This is a genomic window from Vreelandella neptunia, from assembly GCF_000712975.1.
Lineage (GTDB): Bacteria > Pseudomonadota > Gammaproteobacteria > Pseudomonadales > Halomonadaceae > Vreelandella > Vreelandella qaidamensis.
Map to the genome: position 1 here is coordinate 635197 of NZ_JHQL01000003.1, position 22547 is coordinate 657743.

Below are 22547 nucleotides of genomic sequence, written 5' to 3' on the forward strand. Positions count from 1 at the left end.
GGCGGTTACCCCTGCGCTAATCCTGAAAAACCGAGAAAGGCCAGTGACATAAGGCTCGCTGTGACCATAGCAATGGCGGCACCTCTAAAAGGAGTTGGTATATCAGCATTGGCCAATCGCTCGCGCATTGCTGCGAACAGCACCAAAATCATCGAAAAACCAAGCGCTGCACCCAGCCCATAAAGGGTAGTATGAAAGAAACTCAGCTCGCGGTTAAGCGATAACAGGGCGACACCAAGTACCGCACAGTTAGTGGTAATCAGCGGTAGAAAAATCCCCAGCACTTGATGCAATAGGGGGCTTAGTTGGCGCACCATAATTTCGGTAAATTGCACGACAGCGGCAATAACAACGATAAAACTGATGGTGCGCAGATAGGTAACATCCAAGGGCGCAAGTAAGCCATGATAGACCACATAACTAGCGGCAGATGCCAGTGTGAGTACGAACGTGGTCGCCAGAGACATGCCCATGGCGGATTCCAGTTTATTTGAAACCCCCATAAATGGGCAAAGCCCTAAAAACTGCACCAATACAAAGTTATTGACCAGCGCAGTGCTAATCAAAATTAGAAAAAGTTCATTCATAGCGGCGTATTGTGCGCAGAAAACGTAGTGTTGGCTAGGGGTGGTTTGAATAGCACAACTTGGTGCCGCCCGGCTGCCTTAGCAAGATACAGGGCTTGGTCGGCAGCGCTCATTACTGCGCTTGCTGAAGGCGATTTGCTGTCTTTCAGCATAGCAATGCCAACGCTTACTGTTACATAAGGCTTCACAGGAGATGTCGCGTGGGGCAACTGTAGGTGGTCGATGGCTTGGGTTAGCTGCTCGCCAATTTCTTTGGCAGACTCTGGGGAAACACCGGGTAAAATGGCACTGAACTCTTCTCCTCCCGTTCTGGCAATTAAGAAATTAAATGCGGTTGCGATGCTATTAAAGGCCCCCGCCACTTGCTGCAAGCATTCATCGCCACATTGGTGACCATAGTGATCGTTATATAACTTAAAGTGATCGATATCTAACATCATCACCGCTAAAGCATTGGGTGCTAAGACTGCCTCTGCAAAAGCTGTTTCCAGGCGTTGATCAAAAAGCCGACGATTAGGTAGCCCTGTCAGAGCGTCATGGGTAGATAGCTTTAGTAGCTCAGCATTGAGTTGCTGCTGGCAGGCGAACTGCTCTTGAAACGTACGTGACAGCAAGCCAATCTCATCATTGCGCTTGGTAAGTCCATAGGTATCTGTCCCATCTGTTCCTACTTGCTGGGTAAATTGGGTTAATAACCGCAGCGGCTTAAGCACAATTTTCTCAAGTAGCAATAGCACTAAAGCAATGACCATGATCATCAAGCCCGCTGTCCATAGCAGTACATAACGAAAGGTGGTTAAACTGGTCAAATAGCTCGTGCGATTAAGTTCTATACCAATACTTAACGACATAGGCGTCGGCGAGCCTGAAACGGGGAAGTAACGTTCAGCAACTACCGTGTTGCCTGAGAAGCTAAAAGAGTCGCTGAGAGGCGCTGACTCGTGACTGAGGCTAAGGCTGATTGGTAGGCCTGTATAAACCTCCATAAAACTTAGCCATTCGCTATTTAGTGTGCGCGTCTTAAACAACCATCCGGGTGATACGCCACTTTTGTCAGTACGTAATACGGGGCTGGAAGCAACGATGGCTGGGGGGTGGTTAGCATAGATGCTAATTTGATCGGTTCTATTATCTTCAATGGCAGCCTGCATGCTGTTTACCCATGGCGTCATCCAGCTGCAGTCACCAATGGTAGCTCTGCAGGTTTGATAACTACCTGTCTCAGGGTTAATGCCAGCTAGAAAGTGGACCTCTCCGCTGCTAGTGAAAAACGCCATGAACTGATAACGCATATCTTCAAACATTTCTTGACTGAAATTGACGTCTGCGTAACGTGGATAATCACCTCGTATAAACTGATAAGTGTCATCCCAGTGAGCCCAGTCCCTTACTTGGGCATGTAGCTGTTGTTGATCTAGTTTAAAACTACGTTCAACACGATCCAGCTCCCGTTTGACCGTTGCGCGCTCTTCTGCTTGTAATGTCGGAAAGATAAGCCATGCGCTGATAGCCGCCAGCGAGGCTATTGCACATAGAAGTAATCCGCCAAGTGCAACAAAAAAACGAAAACGCAATGAGCGTGGGATACGCTGGTGCATATAGCAAACTCAGTAGGGTTAAAATATTAGCGCAGACTCATAAAAAAGGGCTGAGGTTGCTCACTCAGCCCCTTCGCCAACCTATATCTAATTAAGTAACGCGCTGCCCTGGTTCCGCGCCTGCGTCGGGGGAGAGCAAGTAAATCCCATCTTTATTGGCCGATGCTAACACCATACCTTCCGACAAGCCGAAACGCATTTTGCGAGGGGCTAAATTAGCCACCATGATAGTCAAACGGCCTTCTAGGGCTTCTGGTGAATAAGCCGAACGAATGCCTGAAAAGACATTACGTGTTTCACCGCCTAGGTCCAGCGTAAGCTGAAGCAGTTTATCTGCACCTTCAACGTACTGCGCTTTGGCGATACGGGCAATGCGTAAATCAACTTTAGCAAAATCGTCAAAGCTGATTTCATCGGCAATTGGCTCTTCCGACAGAGGGCCTTTGGGCGTGTTTTTTAGCTTCTGTTCTTCCACTAAATCCTCCTTGGATGCCTCAATCATAGCGTCAATTTTATCTCGCTCAACCCGAGTCATCAGTGGCTTAAATTTGTTGATTGGGTGATTGACCAGCACGTCACCACGGCTGTTCCAGTCGAGTGACTCAATATTTAAAAAGTCGCGCGCCTGCTCAGCCATAACGGGCACCACGGGCGCAAGATAGACCATCAGTTGCCGGAACAAGTTGATACCGACTGAACAGATTTCCAGTACCTCGGTATCCTGACCACCTTGTTTAGCCAGTGCCCAGGGGGCCTTATCAGCAATATAGGTATTGGCTTCATCGGCCAATTCCATGATTTTGCGCATGGCCCGGCTAAATTCACGTGCCTCAAAATCGTCAGCAATTTGGTCGCCAGCAGCAATAAAACGCGCAACCATTTGTGGTTCGGCGCAATGATCAGCTAGCTTACCGCCGCCCAGTTTTTTCACAAAACCGGCGCAACGGCTGGCGATATTGACAACTTTTCCTACCAGATCAGAGTTAACCCGTGCAGAAAAATCGTCGAGGTTGAGATCCAAGTCATCTACTTTGGACGTTAATTTAGCGGCAAAATAGTAGCGTAAGTACTCTGGATTTAAATGTTCAGCATAAGTTGCTGCTTTGATAAAAGTGCCACGCGATTTAGACATTTTGGCACCGTCAACCGTTAGAAAACCGTGACAGTTAACCGCAGTAGGCGTTCGAAGGTCTGCACCATGCAACATGGCAGGCCAAAATAGGGCATGGAAATAGACGATATCTTTGCCAATGAAGTGGTAAACCTCTGCGTCCGAATCCTTTTTCCAAAAAGTATCGAAGTCGATGCCCTTCCGGTCACATAGGTGTTTGAAGCTTGCTAGGTAGCCAATAGGGGCGTCTAGCCAGACATAGAAGTATTTGCCAGGCGCATCAGGAATTTCAAAGCCAAAGTAGGGTGCATCTCGAGAGATGTCCCACTCATTGAAGCCTGACTCGAACCACTCCATTAGCTTGTTGCGAATTTGCGGCTGGACATGGTCGTCATTAATCCACTGCTGAAGAAACTCAGCAAAATCTGGCAGCTTGAAAAAGTAATGAGTTGAGCTGCGTACTTCAGGCGTTGCCCCTGAAATAGCAGAAACGGGATTGATTAAGTCAGCAGGCGTGTAAGTAGCGCCACACTTTTCACAGTTATCGCCATATTGATCATCGGCGCCGCACTTAGGGCACGTTCCTTTAATAAAGCGGTCAGCTAAGAACAGGCCTTTTTGAGGATCAAACATTTGCTCAATATCGCGGGTGGCAATATGGCCTTTATCACGTAAGCGGGTGTAAATCAGTTCGCTGAAGTAACGGTTTTCGTCAGAGTGAGTGGAGTGATAGTTATCAAACTCAACGCCAAAACGGGCGAAATCTTCTTGATGATCTTGGGAAACACGTTCAATTAAAGCCTCGGGCGTAATACCTTCCTGCTCGGCGCGTAGCATAATGGCAGTGCCATGGGCATCATCGGCACATACGTAGTAGCACTGCTGGCCACGACTTTTTTGAAAACGCACCCAAATGTCGGTTTGGATGTACTCAAGAAGGTGTCCCAAGTGAATGGCGCCGTTGGCATAAGGAAGCGCGCTTGTCACCAAAATGTTGCGCGGAGCAGTATTTGACATGGTGAATGATAATTCCGGTTAGGCAGGGCAAATAAAGACGGCGAAGTAGGCGTGCGCTTCGCCGGTAACGACAATAAGTTACTGAATATTTCTTTTTCGCAAGCTGCTCATCGGCTAGTAGAGAGCCTGTTCTTCCTGAACGACTTCCCGCAGAAGCTCTAAAAACAGCTTATCCGCTTCAGAGTGCTCAGCGGGGTCTTCGGGAATATGAACGCTAGTAGTATCGGAGATTTCGTTGGCAATTTTGGCCATTACAGCAGGGCTGTTGCCTTCAAGCAGCTGTTGCCGTGCAATCGTCAGCGATTGTTCCAAAATTTTTGGATCTTGAAGCAGCTTGCGAATAAAACCACGCAGTTCGTTAATAATGCGGGTTTTTTGAATTTCTGATGCGGACATTGGAGTTCTCCTTAAGACCGCGCTTGAGGAATATTCAAGCGAGACCAATGAATGCTTTGACCATAGCACTTTTTTTACCGCTGAGCATCGGTTCCTAGTAGGTATTGGGCACCGTTTATTGCCAATTCTAATAGCACTCTGGTGCCACAGCGCTTCCACCAAGGCAAGGTTTATAAACTCAAACGGCCTGCCTTATGTTTGACCGGATTGGCGTACTGTTCCAACCAATAAGGCCGCAACGCTTCAGGTATGCTGGCTAGCCGTGCGTTAAAGCGTTCTCTGTCTTGACGGGTGATCGTTTTGCGGGCGATGAGTTCTGGTGACTCGCCAAGCGCTTCTAGAGCTAAATAGTGGCTAGGAAATAAGCGGTAGCCGCCGATCACTTGACGGTCAATTTCTGCTGCTACTTCATCAGGTGTCGCCATATCAGCACCTACCGGGCTTCCAAAACGCAGCTGAACCCGCCCTTTAGAGCCAGTGATGCCTGACACAATAGAGCTAATATCTTCGAATTCGCTTTTCGCGTAGCTGCCTTCAGTCGCAATATCATGAAGTTCCTGAGCTTTTTGCCGATCACACGGATCATATTCATAACTAATCGATACCGGCACTAATTTTAACTCGGCGATGGCGTCACCAAACACCATATCTCGCTCTGCGTTCCGTCTGGCCATGGTTAGCATTTTAATGATAGCGGGGTCAGTTCGATCAATGCCATTTTTCGCGCGTCCCTCGCGTTGCGCCATCCAAATAGAGTGTTGGTCAACGGTGATTGAGTGGCGAATATAGGCCGATAGCTGCTGATAGGCCGCCAGCATGGCACGCTTGCCGCGGGCGCTGCGCGGTACGATAAAGCTTTTGTTTAGCCGCATCAGATCAGTGACGTAGGGCTTTTTAAGTAAGTTGTCTCCGATCGCGATACGAACCGTATCGCGGCCAGCTTGGTAAAGCGCGTAGTTCACAAATGCAGGATCTAGCGATATATCGCGATGATTGCCTATAAACAGATAAGCGCTGTCGTTGTCGAGCTTATCAAGCCCGGAGACCTCGAAAGCATCCGTGGTGGTGCGGATCATGCGCTCCATGTAGCTTGCGATACGCATTTGGAAGTCGTAGACAGAGGTAACGCCCTTTACTTCACGACGTATCGCATAGCCCGCCAGAGCGCGGGCAACGGGAGGCGCCCATTTGGCCATGCGCGGTAGCCTGAAGCGGGTCAATGCGTTTAAAAGCTCGCTATCGTGCGATAGACGCTCAAGAACATTGGCCACTTCATGATCCATATAGGGACGAATGTCAGCCCAGGGGTCGTTGGCGTTGTCAGCGTTAAGTGCGTTGTTGTGATGAGTCATGCGATCCGTTGGATATAGGCAAATATAAACAGTTTACATCAGCAGGCTGAAGGCTAAATTAAGCGTCTGGCTGCGTGACAGCTTCGCGCTGAGCTTCCCCACCTAGCCACTCGATTAGGCGAGGAATATCCTCTGACAGTGCCTGCGCCATCAAAATAAAATCAGTTTCTAAGCGGGCAAGCGCATCATCGCCATCGTCTGCGTGATCGGCTTCTTCAATTAATGCATCGCCAAAGCGCAGTGATTTCAGCGCCAAGTCATCATGCAGAACAAAGCTTAAACGGCCCTCCAAGCTAATCGCGAGCTTACTGGCTTGCCGTCCACTTTCCAGTAATTGCTGGATCTCGTCACTGTCCAGATCAACCTGGCGAGCACGTAGCACGCCGTCATCGCCTTTCGCTTTTAACTCAACTTGATCCCCTAATTGAAGATCAGCAGGGCGGCTAGCCGCTTCGCCCAACCATTGAGTCATCGCGCGTATCGGCAGGGTTTGCGATGTGAGTGGCGTGACTTTCAAGCTACCCAGTGTTTCGCGTAATAGGTCCAGCACATCTTCAGCGCGTGTGCGGGAGCTTGCATTGATACCGATTAACTGGTGACGCGTGTCCCACCATAAATCGATTTTCTGACTGCGAACAAATGCCCGAGGCATTAGTTCCTCTGTGACCTGCTCTTTTAGCGCTGTTTTTTCTTTGCGGGTGACTTTTCGTCCTTCGCTAGCTTCGATATCAGCGACTTTTTCGTCCACTTCCTCTTTAACTACAGAAGCAGGCAGTAGGCGCTCCTGGCGTAGGGCAGAAAGTAGCCGATGGCCCTGGAGTTCGTGTAGTCGCTGGCCACTACCTAATCTGCCTGCGGGGGCTGTCCACCCTAAACGACGCGCGTCGGCGCTTCCTAGCGGTTTGGCTGCAAACTCGTTTAACGCATCCTCTAGTGTCGCGCTATCTAGTTCAGGGGCGCCATGAAGGCGATATAAATGTAGGTGCTTAAACCACATGTCACCGATCCTATTTAAAAGGTGGCACATTATGGCGAAACCAAGCCCTTCCTACCAGCGCCTTAGGGGGTTAACCTGGTTGTTGTGCTAGTTTAAAACTTGTGTTTGATTTGAGAGGCTTTGTCTAGTTCACGGAATTTAAAATTAGTCGCTAATGAATTTTGAATAAAGGATGGTTATGTCTACATCGATTTCCAGCGTTTCGCTTCGTGTACGTGGTTACCATCTAGATGGCTATGGTCACGTCAACAACGCACGTTATCTTGAATTTATGGAAGAAGGACGTTGGGCTTTTTTTGATGATCACCCGCGTCTGATCAATCAACTTCATAAGGCCGGACGAGCTTTTGTCGTGGTCAATTTAAATATTGATTATCGAGCTGCTGCCGTACAAAACGATGATTTGCGGATTATGACCGGTATTGTCGATGTGGGGGAGCGTAGTGCGATTTGTCATCATCGAATTGTGCGACAAGACGGCGTACTCGTTGCTCAAGCAGATTTGACCTTTGTACTGCTGGATATGAAGGCTAATAAAGCGGCTCCTATCGAGGGAGACGTGCGAGAGGTGCTTAATGGCCTTGTAGTCGATAAATCGACCTTTTTAGCGTAAATCGTAATGCCGCTGCCACTGACTGCCCATGGTGCTTATGCAGTGGTATGATGGTGCTGACTCTGCGCGCCGCCTTGTTGTGGTATCAAGGGCGGCTTTTTAAGCGCTTTTAACTCTCGCAGTGCCAATGCAGTGCAAAGGATCTGACTTTCATGGGTGACATCGCCAGAGAAATCTTGCCCGTCAATATTGAAGACGAGCTTAAACAGTCGTACCTCGACTACGCGATGAGTGTCATTATCGGTCGCGCTCTTCCCGATGTGCGTGACGGCCTCAAGCCTGTTCACCGGCGTGTGCTTTTTGCCATGCACGAGCTGAGCAACGATTGGAATAAACCGTACAAGAAGTCGGCGCGTGTCGTCGGCGATGTCATCGGTAAATACCATCCGCACGGTGACAGTGCGGTTTATGACACTATCGTTCGTATGGCCCAGCACTTTTCCATGCGTCACGTACTGGTGGATGGTCAGGGTAACTTTGGTTCCATTGATGGTGATAACGCGGCTGCCATGCGTTACACCGAAGTGCGCATGGCACGCCTTGCCCACGAGCTGTTAGCTGACCTGGAAAAAGACACCGTCGATTGGGTCGATAACTACGACGGCACTGAGCGCATTCCGGCTGTGCTGCCAACCAAAGTTCCTAACCTGTTGATCAATGGGTCATCAGGGATTGCAGTGGGCATGGCTACCAATATCCCGCCCCATAATATGCGGGAAATAATTGATGGTTGTCTGGCGTTAATTGATGACTACACGCTCACCGTCGATGACCTCATGCAGTACATTCCAGGACCGGATTTCCCTACCGGCGGTATTATCAATGGTCGTGCGGGTATTTTAGACGCTTATCGCACTGGGCGTGGGCGCATCTACGTGCGTGCCTGCCACACGATTGAGCATGATGATAAGAGTGGTCGAGATCACATTATCATCACTGAGCTGCCTTACCAGGTGAATAAAGCGCGATTGATCGAGAAGATCGCTGAGCTGGTAAAAGAGAAGAAAATCGAAGGTATCGCAGAACTCCGCGATGAGTCGGATAAAGATGGTCTGCGTGTGGTAATCGAGATCAAGCGTGGTGAATCGGGTGATGTTGTTGTCAACAACCTATTTGCACAAACACAGCTGCAGAATGTGTTTGGCATCAACATGGTGGCACTGGAAAACGGCCAGCCGCGCACTCTGAATATTAAAGAGATGCTAGAGGCGTTTATTCGCCACCGCCGTGAAGTTGTTACTCGCCGAACTTTATATGAACTAAAGAAAGCCCGTGAGCGTGGACATCTGTTGGAAGGTTTGGCAGTTGCCATCTCCAACATTGATGACGTTATCGAGCTGATCAAAGCATCTCCCAATGCTGCTGAGGCGCGCGAAAAGTTATTGGCGAAAACGTGGAAGCCTGGTCAGGTGACCGCGATGCTGGAGCGCGCGGGCGCAACTTCATGTAAGCCTGAAGAGCTAGATGAAGGGTTTGGTCTAAATACGGCGGCAACAGAGTATCGGCTGTCGCCGGCGCAGGCTCAGGCAATTCTTGAGCTTCGCTTGCATCGCCTAACGGGTCTTGAAACCGAGAAGCTATTAGACGAATACCTGTCGATTCTTGAAAAGATAGCCGAGTTCACGACTATTTTGGCGTCTCCAGATCGTCTGATGGAAGTGATTCGAGAAGAGCTGCATGCCGTACGTGACCAGTATGGCGATGACCGTCGTACGGAAATTCAGGCGAGCCACCTTGATCTGTCGATTGAAGATCTAATCGCTGAAGAAGATATGGTGGTGACTGTCTCCCGCTCTGGCTACGCCAAGACACAGCCGTTGTCTGATTATCAGGCTCAACGCCGTGGTGGACGCGGTAAGTCAGCCACCGCGATGAAAGATGAAGATGTTATTGAGCACCTGCTGGTGGCGTCTACCCATGACACCGTGCTGCTGTTCTCTAACCGTGGCAAGGTGTATTGGCTGAAAGTGTACGAGATGCCAAATGCCAGTCGTGGCTCTCGGGGCAAGCCGCTGGTCAACATGCTACCGCTAGAAGAAGGTGAAGCCGTCAATGCCATTTTGCCGGTGCGTGACTACGATCCTGAACACTACATTTTCTTTGCAACGGCGAAAGGCACCGTAAAACGCACCAGTCTTGAGCAGTTCTCTCGTCCACGTAGTGTTGGTTTGATTGCTATTGATTTGGAAGAGGGCGATCGTTTGGTGGGGGCTGCTATTACGTCTGGCTCTGATCACGCCATGCTGCTTTCTTCTAACGGTAAGGCTATTCGCTTCGAAGAAGGCAATGTGCGAGCGATGGGCCGTACCGCACGTGGTGTGCGTGGTATGCGTCTGGCAGGTGCCGCTGAAGTTATTAGCTTGATCATACCTAAGAGCCAGCAAATTGACGCTGAAGATGACGCTGACGTAGATGCAGATACCCAAGTTGTTGCGGCCGAGAATGCTCAAGCGGAAGGTCAGATCTATATTCTCACAGCCAGTGAGAATGGCTATGGTAAGCGCACGCGCCTGGAAGAATTTCCGCTGCGCGGCCGTGGTGGGCAAGGCGTAATTGCGATGCAAACCAGCGAGCGTAACGGCGCTTTGGTGGCGGCAATGCAGGTTTACGACAGTGACGAAATGATGCTGATCACCGACCGAGGCACCTTAGTTCGTACCCGAGTCGAAGAGGTATCAACGACCTCACGTAATACCCAAGGGGTTATGCTGATTCGCCTGGGTAAAGAAGAAAAACTAGTCAAAACTGTCCGCGTGGATGAGCCTGCAGAAATTGATGTATTTGAATCAGACATTTCAGATACAGACGTTCATAGCACGGACACGGTCGATACAGATACCGTTGATACGGGTGAGTCAGCCAACACTGACAATGGCGAACAGGAACCGGGAACCGATGACACGTCATTATAATTTTTGTGCAGGGCCAGCGGCCCTGCCTGTCGCAGTGCTTGAACGTGCGCGCAGCGAACTGCTGGATTTTCAAGGGCGTGGCCTGTCTGTTATGGAGATGAGCCACCGTAGCGACGAGTTTGTCGCTATTGCGGATCGCGCTGAAGCCGACCTGCGCCAGTTGCTGGATATTCCAAGTAACTACAAAGTGCTTTTCTTGCAGGGCGGGGCCAGCATGCAGTTTGCGATGTTGCCGATGAACTTGCTTGGGCAGGGGGGTAGCGCCAATTTTATCCAAACGGGTATTTGGGGTAAAAAGGCGATCAGTGAAGCGCGGCGATTAGGGTTTAACTGTCATGTAGCGGCGAGTAGCGAAAGCAATGGCCATACAGCGGTGCCTGAAGCAGAAGCGCTGGCAGTAAGTAGCGATGCCGCCTATTTGCATTACACCTCAAATGAAACCATCGGTGGTCTAGAGTTCGACTATACGCCAAGGGTTCAGCGCGCTGATGGCATGGACATACCGCTGGTTTGCGATATGTCTTCGAACATTCTATCCGGTCCTATCGATGTGGCGCAGTTTGGAGTGATTTACGCGGGAGCTCAGAAAAACATTGGCCCAGCTGGCTTAACGTTGGTCGCTGTCCGTGATGACTTGCTTGGCAAAGCGCCTAGCTCCATTCCGTCACTGTTTGACTATCAAATGCTTGCCGATGCCGGTTCTATGGTAAATACGCCGCCAACCTTTGCATGGTACTTGGCAGGCCTTGTTTTCCAGTGGTTAAAGGATGATATCGGTGGTTTAGAGGCGATGGATGACATAAACCAGCGCAAAGCGCAGAAGCTTTATGCTGCTATTGATGCCAGTGATTTCTATAGCAATCCCATTGCCAGCCGTAACCGGTCCCGCATGAATGTTCCGTTTGTGTTAGCCGATAGTGGTTTAGACAACGTATTCCTGCAAGAAGCTGACGAGGCGGGGCTTCTTAACCTGAAGGGCCATCGTAGTGTTGGCGGCATGCGTGCGAGTTTATATAACGCGGTGCCTGAAGAGGCCGTTGATGCGCTAATCGCCTTTATGGCGGATTTTGAACAACGAAGAGGCTAACCATCATGTCCGATACGCCGATTAATTTAGACGACTTACGTCAACGTATCGACCAGTTGGATGGCGATATTCTGCGCTTGATTAGTGAGCGCGCCAACTGCGCCCAGCAGGTGGCACACGTTAAACTTGCTCAAGATAAAGACGCCATATTTTATCGTCCTGAGCGGGAGGCGCAGGTGTTGCGCCGCATTATGTCGTTGAACCAAGGCCCGCTAGATTCAGAGGAAATGGCGAGGCTGTTCCGTGAAATTATGTCAGCGTGCCTTGCGCTGGAGCAGCCTGTCAAAGTTGCTTACTTGGGGCCAGAGGGTACATTTACCCAGCAGGCGGCACTTAAACACTTTGGTGAGAGCGCTGTTAGCTTGCCGATGGCGGCAATTGACGAAGTCTTTCGTGAAGTTGAGGCGGGCGCCGTTCATTACGGGGTGGTGCCGGTAGAGAACTCTACCGAAGGCGTTGTTAATCACACGCTCGACACCTTTATGGACTCGTCAATCAAAATCTGCGGTGAAGTGGTTCTGCGTATTCATCATCATCTGCTAATTAGCGAAACCACGCGGCGCGATAAGGTCTCACGGATTTATTCTCATCCGCAGTCATTTGGTCAATGCCGTAAATGGCTTGATGCCCATTACCCTCATGCTGAGAGAGTGCCTGTTTCTTCTAACGCAGAAGCAGCCAAACTGGTAAAAACCGAGTGGCACAGCGCGGCAATTGCAGGTGATATGGCGGCAAAGCTGTATGGTTTAGAACGTATAGCTGACAAGATCGAAGACCGGCCTGATAACTCGACGCGTTTTCTGATTATTGGTAATCAAGATGTGCCACTATCAGGCGAGGATAAAACCTCCATTGTTGTTGCTATGCGCAACCAGCCTGGGGCGCTGCATGACTTATTAGAACCGTTTCATCGTCACCGTATTGACTTAACGCGGATCGAAACACGTCCTTCACGTACGGGTGTTTGGAACTACGTGTTCTTTATTGATTTTAAAGGGCATCGTGATGAGCCTCAGGTGGCAGCTGTGCTTGAAGAAGTCAGGCTACGCGCTTCTGAGTTGCGTGTGCTTGGCTCCTATCCGTTAGGCGTGCTGTGACGGCGTGTACCTTTGGGGCGTTGGAAGCTAGCGCTGACGTTTGGCCGCCATGTCAAGAGTCACATCTACTGATTGTTGGCCTTGGTTTGATTGGGGGGTCGCTGGCTGCCGCACTTCGGCAATCAGGCTTCAAAGGCCGCATTTCAGCGTGTGACCCCAACCCGTCAGAAATCGCCTTGGGGATAAATTTAGGGTTAATAGATAGCGGCGGATCACAATTAACAGAGCTGCTGGACGGTGTCTCTATGGTGGTGCTGGCCGTGCCGGTCTTAGCCATGGAGAGCGTAATGTCGACGTTGTCGGCGGCTCTTCACCGTGCGTCTGAGCACGTGGTTATTACTGACGTAGGCAGTACGAAAGCGACAATCCGTGACTGTGCTGTGCGTACCTTTGGTGAAATGCCCCCTGCAATGGTGCTGGGCCATCCGATTGCTGGTTCTGAAAAAAGTGGTGTTGCAGCCGCTAATGCAGCGCTTTATATCAATCATAAAGTGATTTTGACCCCCGAGCCTACGACAGATTCAGACGCGCTTACGCGGGTTGAGGCGCTGTGGCGCGCTGCTGGCGCAGACGTACTGCAAATGAGTGTAGAGCGGCATGACCAAGTGCTGGCGCGCACTAGTCATTTGCCACATTTACTAGCATTTTCGTTGGTCGACACGCTGGCGCGCCAAGACGAGCGGTTAGAAATTTTTCGCTATGCTGCCGGTGGGTTTCGTGATTTTACCCGGATTGCTGGCAGCGACCCTGTGATGTGGCGAGATATCTTTATTGCCAACCGCGATGCCGTCTTGTCATCGTTAGATGATTTCGAAGCAGGCCTTGCAAGGTTACGGCAGGCGGTAGAAAGCGGCGATAGCGACACCCTCATTGCAACGTTTGATCGTGCCAGTCATGCACGCCATTATTTTGATACGTTATTGAATAAAACCAGCTATCAGGCGGAATATCATATGCAACCACACGGTAAAGTGACTTATCGGGTGCAGCCCGGCGGCCAGGCGCAAGGTCGTCTTCGCGTGCCAGGGGACAAATCAATGTCCCATCGTTCAATTATGCTGGGCGCCTTGGCAGAGGGTGTTACTGAAGTTAAAGGGTTTTTAGAGGGTGAGGATAGCCTCGCGACTTTGCAGTCCTTCCGTGAAATGGGTGTCGCCATTGAAGGGCCTCATCAGGGGCGGGTTACTATTCACGGCGTGGGCATGCATGGACTGAAAGCCCCAGCAGGCCCGCTTTATGTGGGTAACTCTGGCACTGCCATGCGTTTGTTTGCTGGGCTATTGGCTGGTCAGGCATTTGACAGTGAGCTAACTGGTGATGAGTCGTTAACCAAACGGCCAATGGGACGTGTTGCTGACCCATTGCGTTTGATGGGCGCCACTATCGACACCGCTGAGGGCGGTCGTCCGCCGCTCAGGATTAAAGGTGGTGCTGCGCTCAAGGGAATCAATTACGACATGCCCATGGCCAGTGCGCAGGTGAAATCCTGCTTGCTGTTAGCCGGCATGTACGCCGAAGGTGAAACGCGCGTGCGTGAGCCAGCGCCTACTCGCGATCACACTGAACGCATGCTCAATGGCTTTGGCTATAGCGTCTCACGCGAGGGTGATACCTGCTGGTTGCAAGGTGGCGGTAAGCTAACGGCAGGACCGATTGACGTGCCTTCGGATATCTCGTCGGCAACGTTCTTTTTAGTGGCAGCAGCTATTACACCAGGGGCAGATATTACCCTTGAACACGTAGGCATTAATCCTACGCGTATTGGCGTGATTAATATTCTCAGTTTGATGGGTGCTGATTTAACACTTGAAAATGAGCATGAGGTTGGTGGTGAGCCAGTGGCGGATATCCGCATTCGTTACACGCCGTTGAAGGGTATTGATATTCCTGTTGACCAGGTGCCGCTGGCGATAGATGAATTTCCCGCACTGTTTATTGCCGCTGCCAATGCGCAGGGTAAAACACGTTTGCGCGGCGCTGAGGAGCTGCGGGTCAAAGAGTCTGACCGGATTCAAGCAATGGCCGATGGACTAGCGATACTAGGCGTTGAACATACAGTGGTTGAAGACGGTATAGATATCGTTGGCAATGCTGACGATAACGTTGCTAGCTACGGCGGCGGACGTATTGATAGTTTAGGCGACCACCGTATTGCCATGGCCTTTGCAATTGCCTCATTGCGCGCGAATGAAGAAATCATTATCGATGACTGTGCCAATGTGGCAACTTCTTTCCCTGACTTCGTGGCCCTAGCACAACACATTGGCATGCGTGTCAGCGTGGAGGGTGCTAATGACGCTTAATGTCCCCGTGCTAACGATCGATGGCCCAGGTGGGGCTGGTAAAGGCACCATTAGTGGGTTGGTGGCTGAGCGCTTGGGGTGGCACCTATTAGATAGCGGGGCGTTATATCGGCTTACCGCCCAGGCAGCCTTAAAACATAACGTAGCCTTAGATGATGAGGCATCGTTAGCATCGCTCGCAAGCCAACTTGACGTTGCTTTCCCCGTTAAGGATGGTCAGCCCCGGACACTTTTAGAAGGTGAAGATGTTTCTCGGGAAATACGCACAGAGCACGCTGGGGAGCGTGCTTCTCGTGTAGCAGCGCTACCACAGGTTCGTAAGGCGTTGCTTCAGCGTCAGCAAGATTTTCGGCGATCGCCTGGCTTGGTGGCCGATGGTCGCGATATGGGAACCGTGGTGTTTCCGGAAGCACCATTGAAAATTTTTCTAACCGCCAGTGCCGAAGAACGGGCACGGAGACGGTATCTACAGTTGCAGGAAGCAGGGGTGGGTGCTAGTCTATCGAGTCTTTTAAAGGAGATTCAGGCACGCGATGCACGCGATACGCAGCGCAGTGTGGCTCCTCTCAAGCCGGCAGATGATGCCATAACGCTTGATACCACACGCCTGAGCATACCGGAAGTGGTAGATCAGCTGACCGAATTGCTAATCCAGCGTGGAATGGCAAACGGCATTTGATTCCCCCTTGCGGCGTTTTTGGAAAGGTGTCACGACGTGGCAGGGCGACTACTCCATATCAGAGAGCCCGGTCAGGTCTAACCAGCGCTAACACCTCCAAAAGCTGAATGACATTAGGCCCGTACTTGCTGGTGGTACGGAGAAGGCAGTTATGCCTCAACAACGTTGATCACGTAGGAAAACCATGAGCGAAAGCTTTGCTGAACTGTTTGAACAGTCTCTTAACGACATCAACATGGAGCCAGGCGCTATTGTCGCGGCTCAAGTTGTCGACATTGACGGTGACTGGGTTACCGTTAACGCTGGTCTGAAATCTGAAGGTCAGATCCCTGCATCACAATTCCGCGATGAGAATGGTGAACTGACCATCGCTATCGGTGATGACGTACACGTTGCTCTAGAAGCTGTAGAAGATGGCTTCGGTGAAACGCGTCTGTCCCGTGAAAAAGCCAAGCGCGCAGAAGCTTGGAAGATTCTGGAAGCGGCCTTCGAGAAAGATGAAGTTATCAAGGGCGTGATCAACGGTAAGGTCAAAGGCGGCTTCACTGTCGACGTCGACTCTATCCGTGCCTTCTTGCCGGGTTCTTTGGTAGATGTTCGCCCTGTTCGCGACACTGCGCACCTAGAGAACAAAGAGCTAGATTTTAAAGTTATCAAGCTTGATCCGAAGCGCAACAACGTTGTTGTTTCGCGTCGTGCCGTGCTAGAAGCAGAAAACAGCGCTGAGCGCGAAGCACTGCTGGCGACCTTGCAGGAAGGTCAGCAAATCAAAGGTATCGTTAAGAACCTGACTGATTACGGTGCTTTCGTTGATTTAGGCGGCGTTGATGGTCTGCTTCACATCACCGACATGGCGTGGAAGCGTATCAAGCATCCGTCTGAAATCGTTGCTGTTGGCGACGAGATCAACGTCAAAGTACTGAAGTTTGACCGTGAGCGTAACCGCGTATCGCTAGGTCTTAAGCAGCTGGGTGAAGATCCTTGGGTCAACATCAAAGACCGTTACCCGGAAGGCACCAAAGTACACGCAGTCGTCACTAACCTGACTGACTACGGCTGCTTTGCTGAGCTGGAAGAGGGCGTTGAAGGTCTGGTTCACGTTTCAGAAATGGACTGGACTAACAAGAATATCCATCCGTCTAAAGTTGTCCAAGTGGGCGACGATGTTGACGTTATGGTTCTTGATATCGACGAAGAGCGTCGTCGTATTTCTCTGGGTATCAAGCAGTGCACTGCTAACCCATGGGAAACATTCAACGCTGAATACAACAAGGGCGACCGTGTTTCCGGTACCATTAAGTCAATCACTGACTTTGGTATCTTTATCGGCCTTGAAGGCGGTATTGATGGTCTGGTTCATCTGTCTGATATCTCTTGGACAGAAACCGGTGAAGAAGCGGTTCGTAACTTCAAGAAGGGTGACGAAGCTGAAGCCGTTATTCTTTCAATCGACCCTGAGCGTGAGCGTATCTCCTTAGGTATTAAGCAAATGGATTCTGATCCAGTTGCTGAATACCTGTCAGTAAATGACAAAGGAAGCATTGTTACTGGTCGTATTGTCGAAGTAGACGCTAAAGAAGCACATGTCGAGCTGGCGACTGATGTTATCGCTATCCTCAAAGCGTCTGAAATCAGTGCTGACCGCATTGAAGACGCACGCAATGTGCTGAATGAAGGCGACAGCATTGAAGCTCGTATTGTTAGCGTCGATCGTAAGAGCCGCCAGATTAATCTGTCGGTTAAAGCGAAAGAGCAAGACGATACTCGCCAAAACCTGAAGAAACTGCGTGACCAAGAGCCGGAAGCGGGTGGTCCAACCACCATCGGTGATTTGATCAAGCAGCAAATGGGTCAAGACTAATAAATTAGTCGATAGCCTATAAAAACGCCGCCCTAATGGGCGGCGTTTTTTATAAATATGTATGATTTTAAACAGAGATTAGTAATTGTTTTGGCTGAGTGTAAAGCTTGCCCTTTTAGTAATGACTAAGCCTAAGCTATAAAATCGATTAGTAATTAAGCCAAAATCAACTAGACTATTGTCAGTTAGCTCATTTACAGCAATAATATATGCGCATCCTGAACTTGTGCGTGTTGAGTTGGTCAATCAAATAACTCACACAGCTAAACCTACTCTAAAAAGGAATTAGTATGTCGCTATTAAATGAGTATATTCAAAAGGAACAGCAGTTAAAACAACTGCAAGAAGATTTGCAGCGTTTGGAAAGCGACCAGCGCCTGAAAGGCGAGCTTGAGTTTAAAGCTAATCTTGAAGCACTAATGAATGAGTTTGGTAAGCGTCCTGCTGATGTTATCGCATTGCTTGACCCTAACGCGGAACAACGCGGCTCTAAAGGCACAGCAGTGGCTTCAACACGTCGTAAACGCCGCTTGAAAATTTATAAAAATCCACATACTGGCGAAGTCATTGAAACTCGTGGCGGTAACCATAAAGGCTTGCGTAGCTGGAAAGACGAGCATGGTGATGAAGCCGTTGAATCTTGGCTTGAGCGTATGGAAGACTGAGTAATCGGGGCCGGCATTTCTAATTAGAAGTGCCGGTTTTAGTTTGGATAGTTAGTCTAGTAGCCGTGCTGGACTGACTGATGAAAATGACACATTGCGAATATTTTCGATATCATAGTATTTATAGCCGTCGTATTCACTGCTATCGTATTTACGATGAATCGCTGCTAGTGAGTACTTATTCATCCGTTTATTGATGTTATGGCTGTTGTATAAGACTTCTACAAAATTTTATCGATATTTTGCAGATTAGTGTGACGGCTTAGCACCCTAATGATGGATAGTGAAAGCGGTGTTAATCCTTTGGGTATGCCCCGTGTTTTGATAGGCGATTTTTTGAAGGTCTGCTTGTTATGAGTAGCTTTTGACGAGAGGCAGCCTTAAGGGAATTTTCGCATTGTTTAACACAGGCTGTTCGTAAGTGAACTTTAGGTCCTGGCTGCACGATAACGTCTCGTTAGATAATGTGCGATGTGGCTGGCCTAGCATCTATTGTCCAGGCGTACTTTTTTACCCGCCCGCGGCTTTAGGATTTATCTCCGCACCAAACAGCAATTTGCGCTATATTTGGTAAATTGAGTGAAGATAGAGCTGCTTTAGGGTGTTCTAGCAGTGAAGGCCGTACGGCACTAAACAGTGTCCAGGGTGATCAAGTGGCTTATCGCCTCTACGTGTGATGGTTTGCCTAGCCTACACTGCAATTAGCGATGTATGCGTATCGTTTTTAGAAAGCACCAGTGCCTCCTATATGTATCACCTATAAGACCACTGTCCGGTGATATTAGAGAATGGTGATTGTGAGTTGCTGTTTGATTTGCCAGCAAGATGCTCGCCCACTATGAGAGATAGTCGATTGAGATAGTTGGTTGAGATAGTTGGTTGAGAGAATCGATTAAGAGAGTTGATTGGCTGTTTTTTTCGGAGAGAAGAGAGCAACGTCACGTTTACCCGAAGATTTTATGCGTTTGACCATCGCTCTCTGGAAAGGGCCTAACCAGCAGGCTTGTCGTCCATTTCAAGTAAGGTGTAAATGAAACATCAATGAAATATCAAAAGGTTCAAAAACAGCTCGATGAGCGTGAAAAGCTTCGTAAGTTTCGTGAGTTGGATGATGCCTTCGCTCAGGCGTTGCGTCAGTTAGAAGATCCCAATAGCGGTTTCGATATTCCCACAGGACCGCCAGTACGCTCAATTGCAGCATTAGAAGCTGACGATCAAGCTGCACGCGCGAGTGAGCAGGATCGCTTATTTAATCAACGTCTAAAAGCACTGATTGAAGAGTATGGTTTATCTGAGCGAGATGTCAGTGAGGTCATTCAGATCCTCGTTGACTATCAGCTATGGGAGCTTGATAAGACACCAGTAGCAACTCACTAGGTAGATATGGCTACCTAGCGATAGCGAAAGACTCTTAGACTTGGTAAGTAAACGTTTTCTTCTAATTTTTCGTCACGCCGCTTGGCTCTAGTACGCGTTGTTGGAGGCGTTTCGGCAGGTGCTTTGAGGTGCGGCAACCGCCCTTCATTGGCAGGCACTATCAACGGCATGGCAATATTAAGCGCTCGTCGCGTGTGTCCATCATCCAGGGGCTCCACAAAAAACAGATTAGCGCGCATTAATGGTGCCTGAGGTTGTACCTGTGCCAATATTTCTGCACTTGGAAGATTGGCGAGCTTGCGTAGCTGTATACGAATATGGGGTGCGTCGCTATCAAGTTGCAATAACTTTTGTTCTGCTTCCTGAACGCTTATTCTTTTAATTGAGCGACCGCTGCTATACCACGCCAGCCTAACTCTGGACACGGGCGCAGGGGCAATAGGGAGTTGCCGCCAGCACTGCTTTAGATGGAGCCTTGCAAAACCGCTTTTACGTAGTACATCATTAATATGTGGGTGGCGATGGGGCAGGCGCGATTTGGCATCATTCAATGCATTTGGGTGAGCTTGTTTAATATGAGCAAGCAGATCGCTGATGCGCGCTTTTGCATGGTTAATATGATGACACGCATCAATTAATGCAGTATCAGCGGCAATAACAGCTATATAATTACGCGTTTCGCGTCCATCTTGACCTTGCTGATGCCACATATCTAGCAGTGCTTCACGCAGCCAAAAAGAATTGCTAGAGGCATGCTGAAATCGCCAGGTAGGCGGTTGGTGAGCTTCATACAGCGCTGCGGCCTGCTCAATAGTGGCCACCAGTTGGTCAAAGTGTGTATCAAGCTCATGGAGTAGGTGATACAAAGATAGCGGAGCATCAGTCATGGGCGGGCCTTAATGCGAGTAAAGTGACACTCTATCAGCACCACTTTATCAGCAACACTCTTTCTGATCACCGCTAAAAGGAAGTTAAGGTATCAATAATAAAGCACTTATGCTGTTACCTAAGACGTTCCTTAAGCCCTAGGACGTTAGTTAAGCGCTAAGATGATACTTAATACCTAAGTCATTCTTTAAGAAAGTGGCGCATCTCTATCCGCTTGAGCAAGCAGAGTATCCAAGTCTGCTTCGTCCATGGCAGATTCACCTGCAATGCGATGCGACTCTTCCGCCCAAGCACCTAAATCAAGCAGTTGGCAGCGCTTGCTACAAAAAGGGCGATAGGTGCTTTCTGGCCCCCAGATAATTTTTTTGCCGCATTGAGGGCAAGCAACCTCAAGCGGTGAATCGTTTGCCGGTATAGGCATTTAATACTCCTATTTTAAAGCTACTATTATTACTGTGCCAAAAGCTGACGCAAGAATGGAACAGTTGTTAATCACATGTTGCCCGATAACGCTGATCCAGCTTAACGACTTGGCGCATCATATCATCGTGGTTCCCACTGTTATCGATAACATCATCGCCTTTAGCAAGTCGCTCTTCGCGTGGAAGTTGGGCGGCGAGGATAGCACGCACCTGGTTTTCACTCACGCCATCCCGTGCAAGCGTGCGTTCCAACTGGAGCGATTCGGGGACATCGATGACTAACGTGCGATCAACAAGCTTATCTTGTCCAGATTCAAACAGCAGTGGCGATACAAGTAGAACGTAGGGAGAGTGCTGCTTTAGGCGGTTAATATGCAAAAGTAGACGCTCACGAACCCTGGGGTGGGTGACAGATTCTAACCACTGGCGTTGTTGAGGGTCTTCAAAAATGATGGTGCGCAGTGCTGATCTGTTTAGCGTGCCATCGGTATTCAAAACGTGGGTGCCAAAGTGTTCGGCAATGGCTGTTAGCGCAGGTTCACCAAGGGCAACGACTTCTCTTGCCACATCATCGGCATCCACCCAGCCAATACCCAGTTCTGCAAACGCCCGAGCAACGGTAGACTTTCCCGAGCCAATACCACCTGTTAGCCCAATGATCATGCAAGCTCCCAAAAAGGACGAACCAAAATTGGCGTGAGGGTTAATAAAGCAACGACGTATACAGTGCCATTAACTCGTTGCCGACAAGTAAGCAAATCCAGCCCGCCAGGGCGAGAAAGGGGCCAAAGGGGAGAGGTTGTCCACGTAAGCGTGGGGAGAGGGCCTGGGCAACTAATCCAACTATTGCGCCAACGCCTGCCGATAAAATAAGCAACAGCGGTAACATACCCCAACCTAACCAAGCGCCAAGTGCTGCGAGCAATTTGAAATCCCCATAGCCCATGCCTTCTTTACCGGTTACTAGCTTAAACAGCCAATAAAAGCTCCACAGCACAAGATAGCCCGCTATTGCGCCCATGACAGCGCCTGATAGCAACAGAGGCTGAAAAAGTAGCTGGTATACCAAGCCGGCCCATAGCAGTGGCAAGGTCAATATATCAGGCAGTAAATAGGTGCGAAAATCAATGACTGCCAAGGCAAGTAGCGTTAAACAAGCGCCATAAATAAACGCCGCGCTTAGCGTAGCCCCATGTAACATAACAACAACTACGGCAAGCAGTCCGCCCATCAGTTCAACGAGAGGATATTGGGCGCTAATGGTCGTTTGGCAATGCGCGCACTTGCCCCTTCTTTTTAACCAGCCTACCAAGGGAAGATTGTCGTGCCAGGCAATGGGCTGTTCGCAACGCGGGCACATCGATCCAGGGGTCGCAAGATTAAAGCGGGGTGACGACTCTTCGGGTAACTCAAGAGAGGCGCGTGCCTCACTGCGCCAGCCGCGCATTAACATCACGGGCAAGCGGGTGATGACAACATTAAGAAAACTGCCAAAACAGAGGCCAATCAGTAACGCAAAAAGAGTAATAACGCTCGGCGGTAAGCCCATGGTGCTCCTGCTATGTGTTAAAATACCAATAGAGGG

At 49.7% G+C, this 22547-nt stretch carries 19 protein-coding genes; 9 read left to right on the forward strand and 10 right to left on the reverse strand.

Annotated elements, in window-relative coordinates:
• Positions 1-5: 5 nt before the first annotated feature.
• From rsxA to CR46_RS0111015, 6 genes are all read right to left on the reverse strand, one after another.
• Entirely contained in the window at positions 6-587 is a 582-nt protein-coding gene (rsxA, locus tag CR46_RS0110990; RefSeq protein ID WP_030072805.1) for an electron transport complex subunit RsxA, read from the reverse strand.
• Positions 584-2185: a sensor domain-containing diguanylate cyclase gene (locus tag CR46_RS0110995; protein ID WP_030072806.1), complete on the reverse strand. Its 1602-nt coding sequence runs from the start codon at positions 2183-2185 to the stop codon at positions 584-586. Before CR46_RS0110995 ends, rsxA begins: the two co-directional genes overlap by 4 nt.
• Positions 2186-2276: 91 nt before the next feature.
• Complete coding sequence (metG, locus tag CR46_RS0111000) at positions 2277-4313, reverse strand: methionine--tRNA ligase (protein ID WP_030072808.1); 2037 nt, start codon at positions 4311-4313, stop codon at positions 2277-2279.
• 114 nt (positions 4314-4427) lie between these two features.
• Complete coding sequence (locus CR46_RS0111005) at positions 4428-4709, reverse strand: hypothetical protein (protein ID WP_030072810.1); 282 nt, start codon at positions 4707-4709, stop codon at positions 4428-4430.
• Between the two features lie 170 nt (positions 4710-4879).
• Positions 4880-6061: a 1-acyl-sn-glycerol-3-phosphate acyltransferase gene (locus tag CR46_RS0111010; protein WP_030072812.1), complete on the reverse strand. Its 1182-nt coding sequence runs from the start codon at positions 6059-6061 to the stop codon at positions 4880-4882.
• 58 nt (positions 6062-6119) lie between these two features.
• Entirely contained in the window at positions 6120-7058 is a 939-nt protein-coding gene (locus CR46_RS0111015) for a recombination-associated protein RdgC (protein ID WP_030072814.1), read from the reverse strand.
• A gap of 178 nt (positions 7059-7236) precedes the next feature.
• Between CR46_RS0111015 and CR46_RS0111020 the strand changes: the two genes are divergently transcribed.
• From CR46_RS0111020 to CR46_RS0111060, 9 genes are all read left to right on the forward strand, one after another.
• Positions 7237-7671: an acyl-CoA thioesterase gene (locus CR46_RS0111020; protein WP_030072816.1), complete on the forward strand. Its 435-nt coding sequence runs from the start codon at positions 7237-7239 to the stop codon at positions 7669-7671.
• 152 nt (positions 7672-7823) lie between these two features.
• A complete protein-coding gene (gyrA, locus tag CR46_RS0111025; protein WP_030072818.1) occupies positions 7824-10583 on the forward strand; it encodes a DNA gyrase subunit A in 2760 nt (919 codons plus the stop codon).
• The gene (gene serC, locus CR46_RS0111030) at positions 10567-11670 is read left to right on the forward strand and encodes a 3-phosphoserine/phosphohydroxythreonine transaminase (RefSeq protein WP_030072820.1); all 1104 of its coding nucleotides are present in this window, start codon (positions 10567-10569) and stop codon (positions 11668-11670) included. Before gyrA ends, serC begins: the two co-directional genes overlap by 17 nt.
• 5 nt (positions 11671-11675) lie before the next feature.
• Positions 11676-12767, forward strand: a complete 1092-nt coding sequence (gene pheA, locus CR46_RS0111035) for a prephenate dehydratase (RefSeq protein WP_030072822.1) — start codon at positions 11676-11678, stop codon at positions 12765-12767.
• The gene (locus CR46_RS0111040) at positions 12764-15070 is read left to right on the forward strand and encodes a bifunctional prephenate dehydrogenase/3-phosphoshikimate 1-carboxyvinyltransferase (RefSeq protein WP_420038468.1); all 2307 of its coding nucleotides are present in this window, start codon (positions 12764-12766) and stop codon (positions 15068-15070) included. The genes pheA and CR46_RS0111040 overlap by 4 nt, the downstream gene beginning before the upstream one ends.
• A complete protein-coding gene (gene cmk, locus CR46_RS0111045) occupies positions 15060-15749 on the forward strand; it encodes a (d)CMP kinase (protein ID WP_030072824.1) in 690 nt (229 codons plus the stop codon). Before CR46_RS0111040 ends, cmk begins: the two co-directional genes overlap by 11 nt.
• Positions 15750-15933: 184 nt before the next feature.
• Complete coding sequence (gene rpsA, locus CR46_RS0111050; RefSeq protein ID WP_030072826.1) at positions 15934-17610, forward strand: 30S ribosomal protein S1; 1677 nt, start codon at positions 15934-15936, stop codon at positions 17608-17610.
• Between the two features lie 290 nt (positions 17611-17900).
• Complete coding sequence (locus tag CR46_RS0111055) at positions 17901-18275, forward strand: histone-like nucleoid-structuring protein, MvaT/MvaU family (RefSeq protein ID WP_030072828.1); 375 nt, start codon at positions 17901-17903, stop codon at positions 18273-18275.
• A gap of 1041 nt (positions 18276-19316) precedes the next feature.
• Complete coding sequence (locus tag CR46_RS0111060) at positions 19317-19652, forward strand: hypothetical protein (protein WP_030072830.1); 336 nt, start codon at positions 19317-19319, stop codon at positions 19650-19652.
• A 14-nt stretch (positions 19653-19666) separates the two neighbouring features.
• On the opposite strand, the gene CR46_RS0111065 is transcribed toward CR46_RS0111060, so the two are convergent.
• The 4 genes from CR46_RS0111065 to CR46_RS0111080 form a co-directional block, all read right to left on the reverse strand.
• Positions 19667-20539 (reverse strand): hypothetical protein, encoded by an 873-nt coding sequence (locus CR46_RS0111065; protein WP_030072832.1) that lies wholly within the window; start codon positions 20537-20539, stop codon positions 19667-19669.
• A gap of 188 nt (positions 20540-20727) precedes the next feature.
• On the reverse strand, positions 20728-20961 hold the full coding sequence (gene yacG, locus CR46_RS0111070) for a DNA gyrase inhibitor YacG (RefSeq protein WP_030072834.1): 234 nt from the start codon (positions 20959-20961) through the stop codon (positions 20728-20730).
• A gap of 67 nt (positions 20962-21028) precedes the next feature.
• Positions 21029-21625 carry a dephospho-CoA kinase gene (gene coaE, locus CR46_RS0111075; protein ID WP_030072836.1) on the reverse strand — a complete coding sequence of 199 codons (597 nt, stop codon included), beginning with the start codon at positions 21623-21625 and terminating at the stop codon, positions 21029-21031.
• Between the two features lie 40 nt (positions 21626-21665).
• Positions 21666-22511 carry a prepilin peptidase gene (locus CR46_RS0111080; protein WP_030072838.1) on the reverse strand — a complete coding sequence of 282 codons (846 nt, stop codon included), beginning with the start codon at positions 22509-22511 and terminating at the stop codon, positions 21666-21668.
• Positions 22512-22547 lie beyond the last annotated feature (36 nt).

Bases quoted from the DNA above. Each gene is read 5' to 3' on its own strand.
- rsxA (WP_030072805.1), bottom strand. From the start codon at position 587: ATGAATGAACTTTTTCTAATTTTGATTAGCACTGCGCTGGTCAATAAC.
- CR46_RS0110995 (WP_030072806.1), bottom strand. From the start codon at position 2,185: ATGCACCAGCGTATCCCACGCTCATTGCGTTTTCGTTTTTTTGTTGCA.
- metG (WP_030072808.1), bottom strand. From the start codon at position 4,313: ATGTCAAATACTGCTCCGCGCAACATTTTGGTGACAAGCGCGCTTCCT.
- CR46_RS0111005 (WP_030072810.1), bottom strand. From the start codon at position 4,709: ATGTCCGCATCAGAAATTCAAAAAACCCGCATTATTAACGAACTGCGT.
- CR46_RS0111010 (WP_030072812.1), bottom strand. From the start codon at position 6,061: ATGACTCATCACAACAACGCACTTAACGCTGACAACGCCAACGACCCC.
- CR46_RS0111015 (WP_030072814.1), bottom strand. From the start codon at position 7,058: ATGTGGTTTAAGCACCTACATTTATATCGCCTTCATGGCGCCCCTGAA.
- CR46_RS0111020 (WP_030072816.1), top strand. From the start codon at position 7,237: ATGTCTACATCGATTTCCAGCGTTTCGCTTCGTGTACGTGGTTACCAT.
- gyrA (WP_030072818.1), top strand. From the start codon at position 7,824: ATGGGTGACATCGCCAGAGAAATCTTGCCCGTCAATATTGAAGACGAG.
- serC (WP_030072820.1), top strand. From the start codon at position 10,567: ATGACACGTCATTATAATTTTTGTGCAGGGCCAGCGGCCCTGCCTGTC.
- pheA (WP_030072822.1), top strand. From the start codon at position 11,676: ATGTCCGATACGCCGATTAATTTAGACGACTTACGTCAACGTATCGAC.
- cmk (WP_030072824.1), top strand. From the start codon at position 15,060: ATGACGCTTAATGTCCCCGTGCTAACGATCGATGGCCCAGGTGGGGCT.
- rpsA (WP_030072826.1), top strand. From the start codon at position 15,934: ATGAGCGAAAGCTTTGCTGAACTGTTTGAACAGTCTCTTAACGACATC.
- CR46_RS0111055 (WP_030072828.1), top strand. From the start codon at position 17,901: ATGTCGCTATTAAATGAGTATATTCAAAAGGAACAGCAGTTAAAACAA.
- CR46_RS0111060 (WP_030072830.1), top strand. From the start codon at position 19,317: ATGAAATATCAAAAGGTTCAAAAACAGCTCGATGAGCGTGAAAAGCTT.
- CR46_RS0111065 (WP_030072832.1), bottom strand. From the start codon at position 20,539: ATGACTGATGCTCCGCTATCTTTGTATCACCTACTCCATGAGCTTGAT.
- yacG (WP_030072834.1), bottom strand. From the start codon at position 20,961: ATGCCTATACCGGCAAACGATTCACCGCTTGAGGTTGCTTGCCCTCAA.
- coaE (WP_030072836.1), bottom strand. From the start codon at position 21,625: ATGATCATTGGGCTAACAGGTGGTATTGGCTCGGGAAAGTCTACCGTT.
- CR46_RS0111080 (WP_030072838.1), bottom strand. From the start codon at position 22,511: ATGGGCTTACCGCCGAGCGTTATTACTCTTTTTGCGTTACTGATTGGC.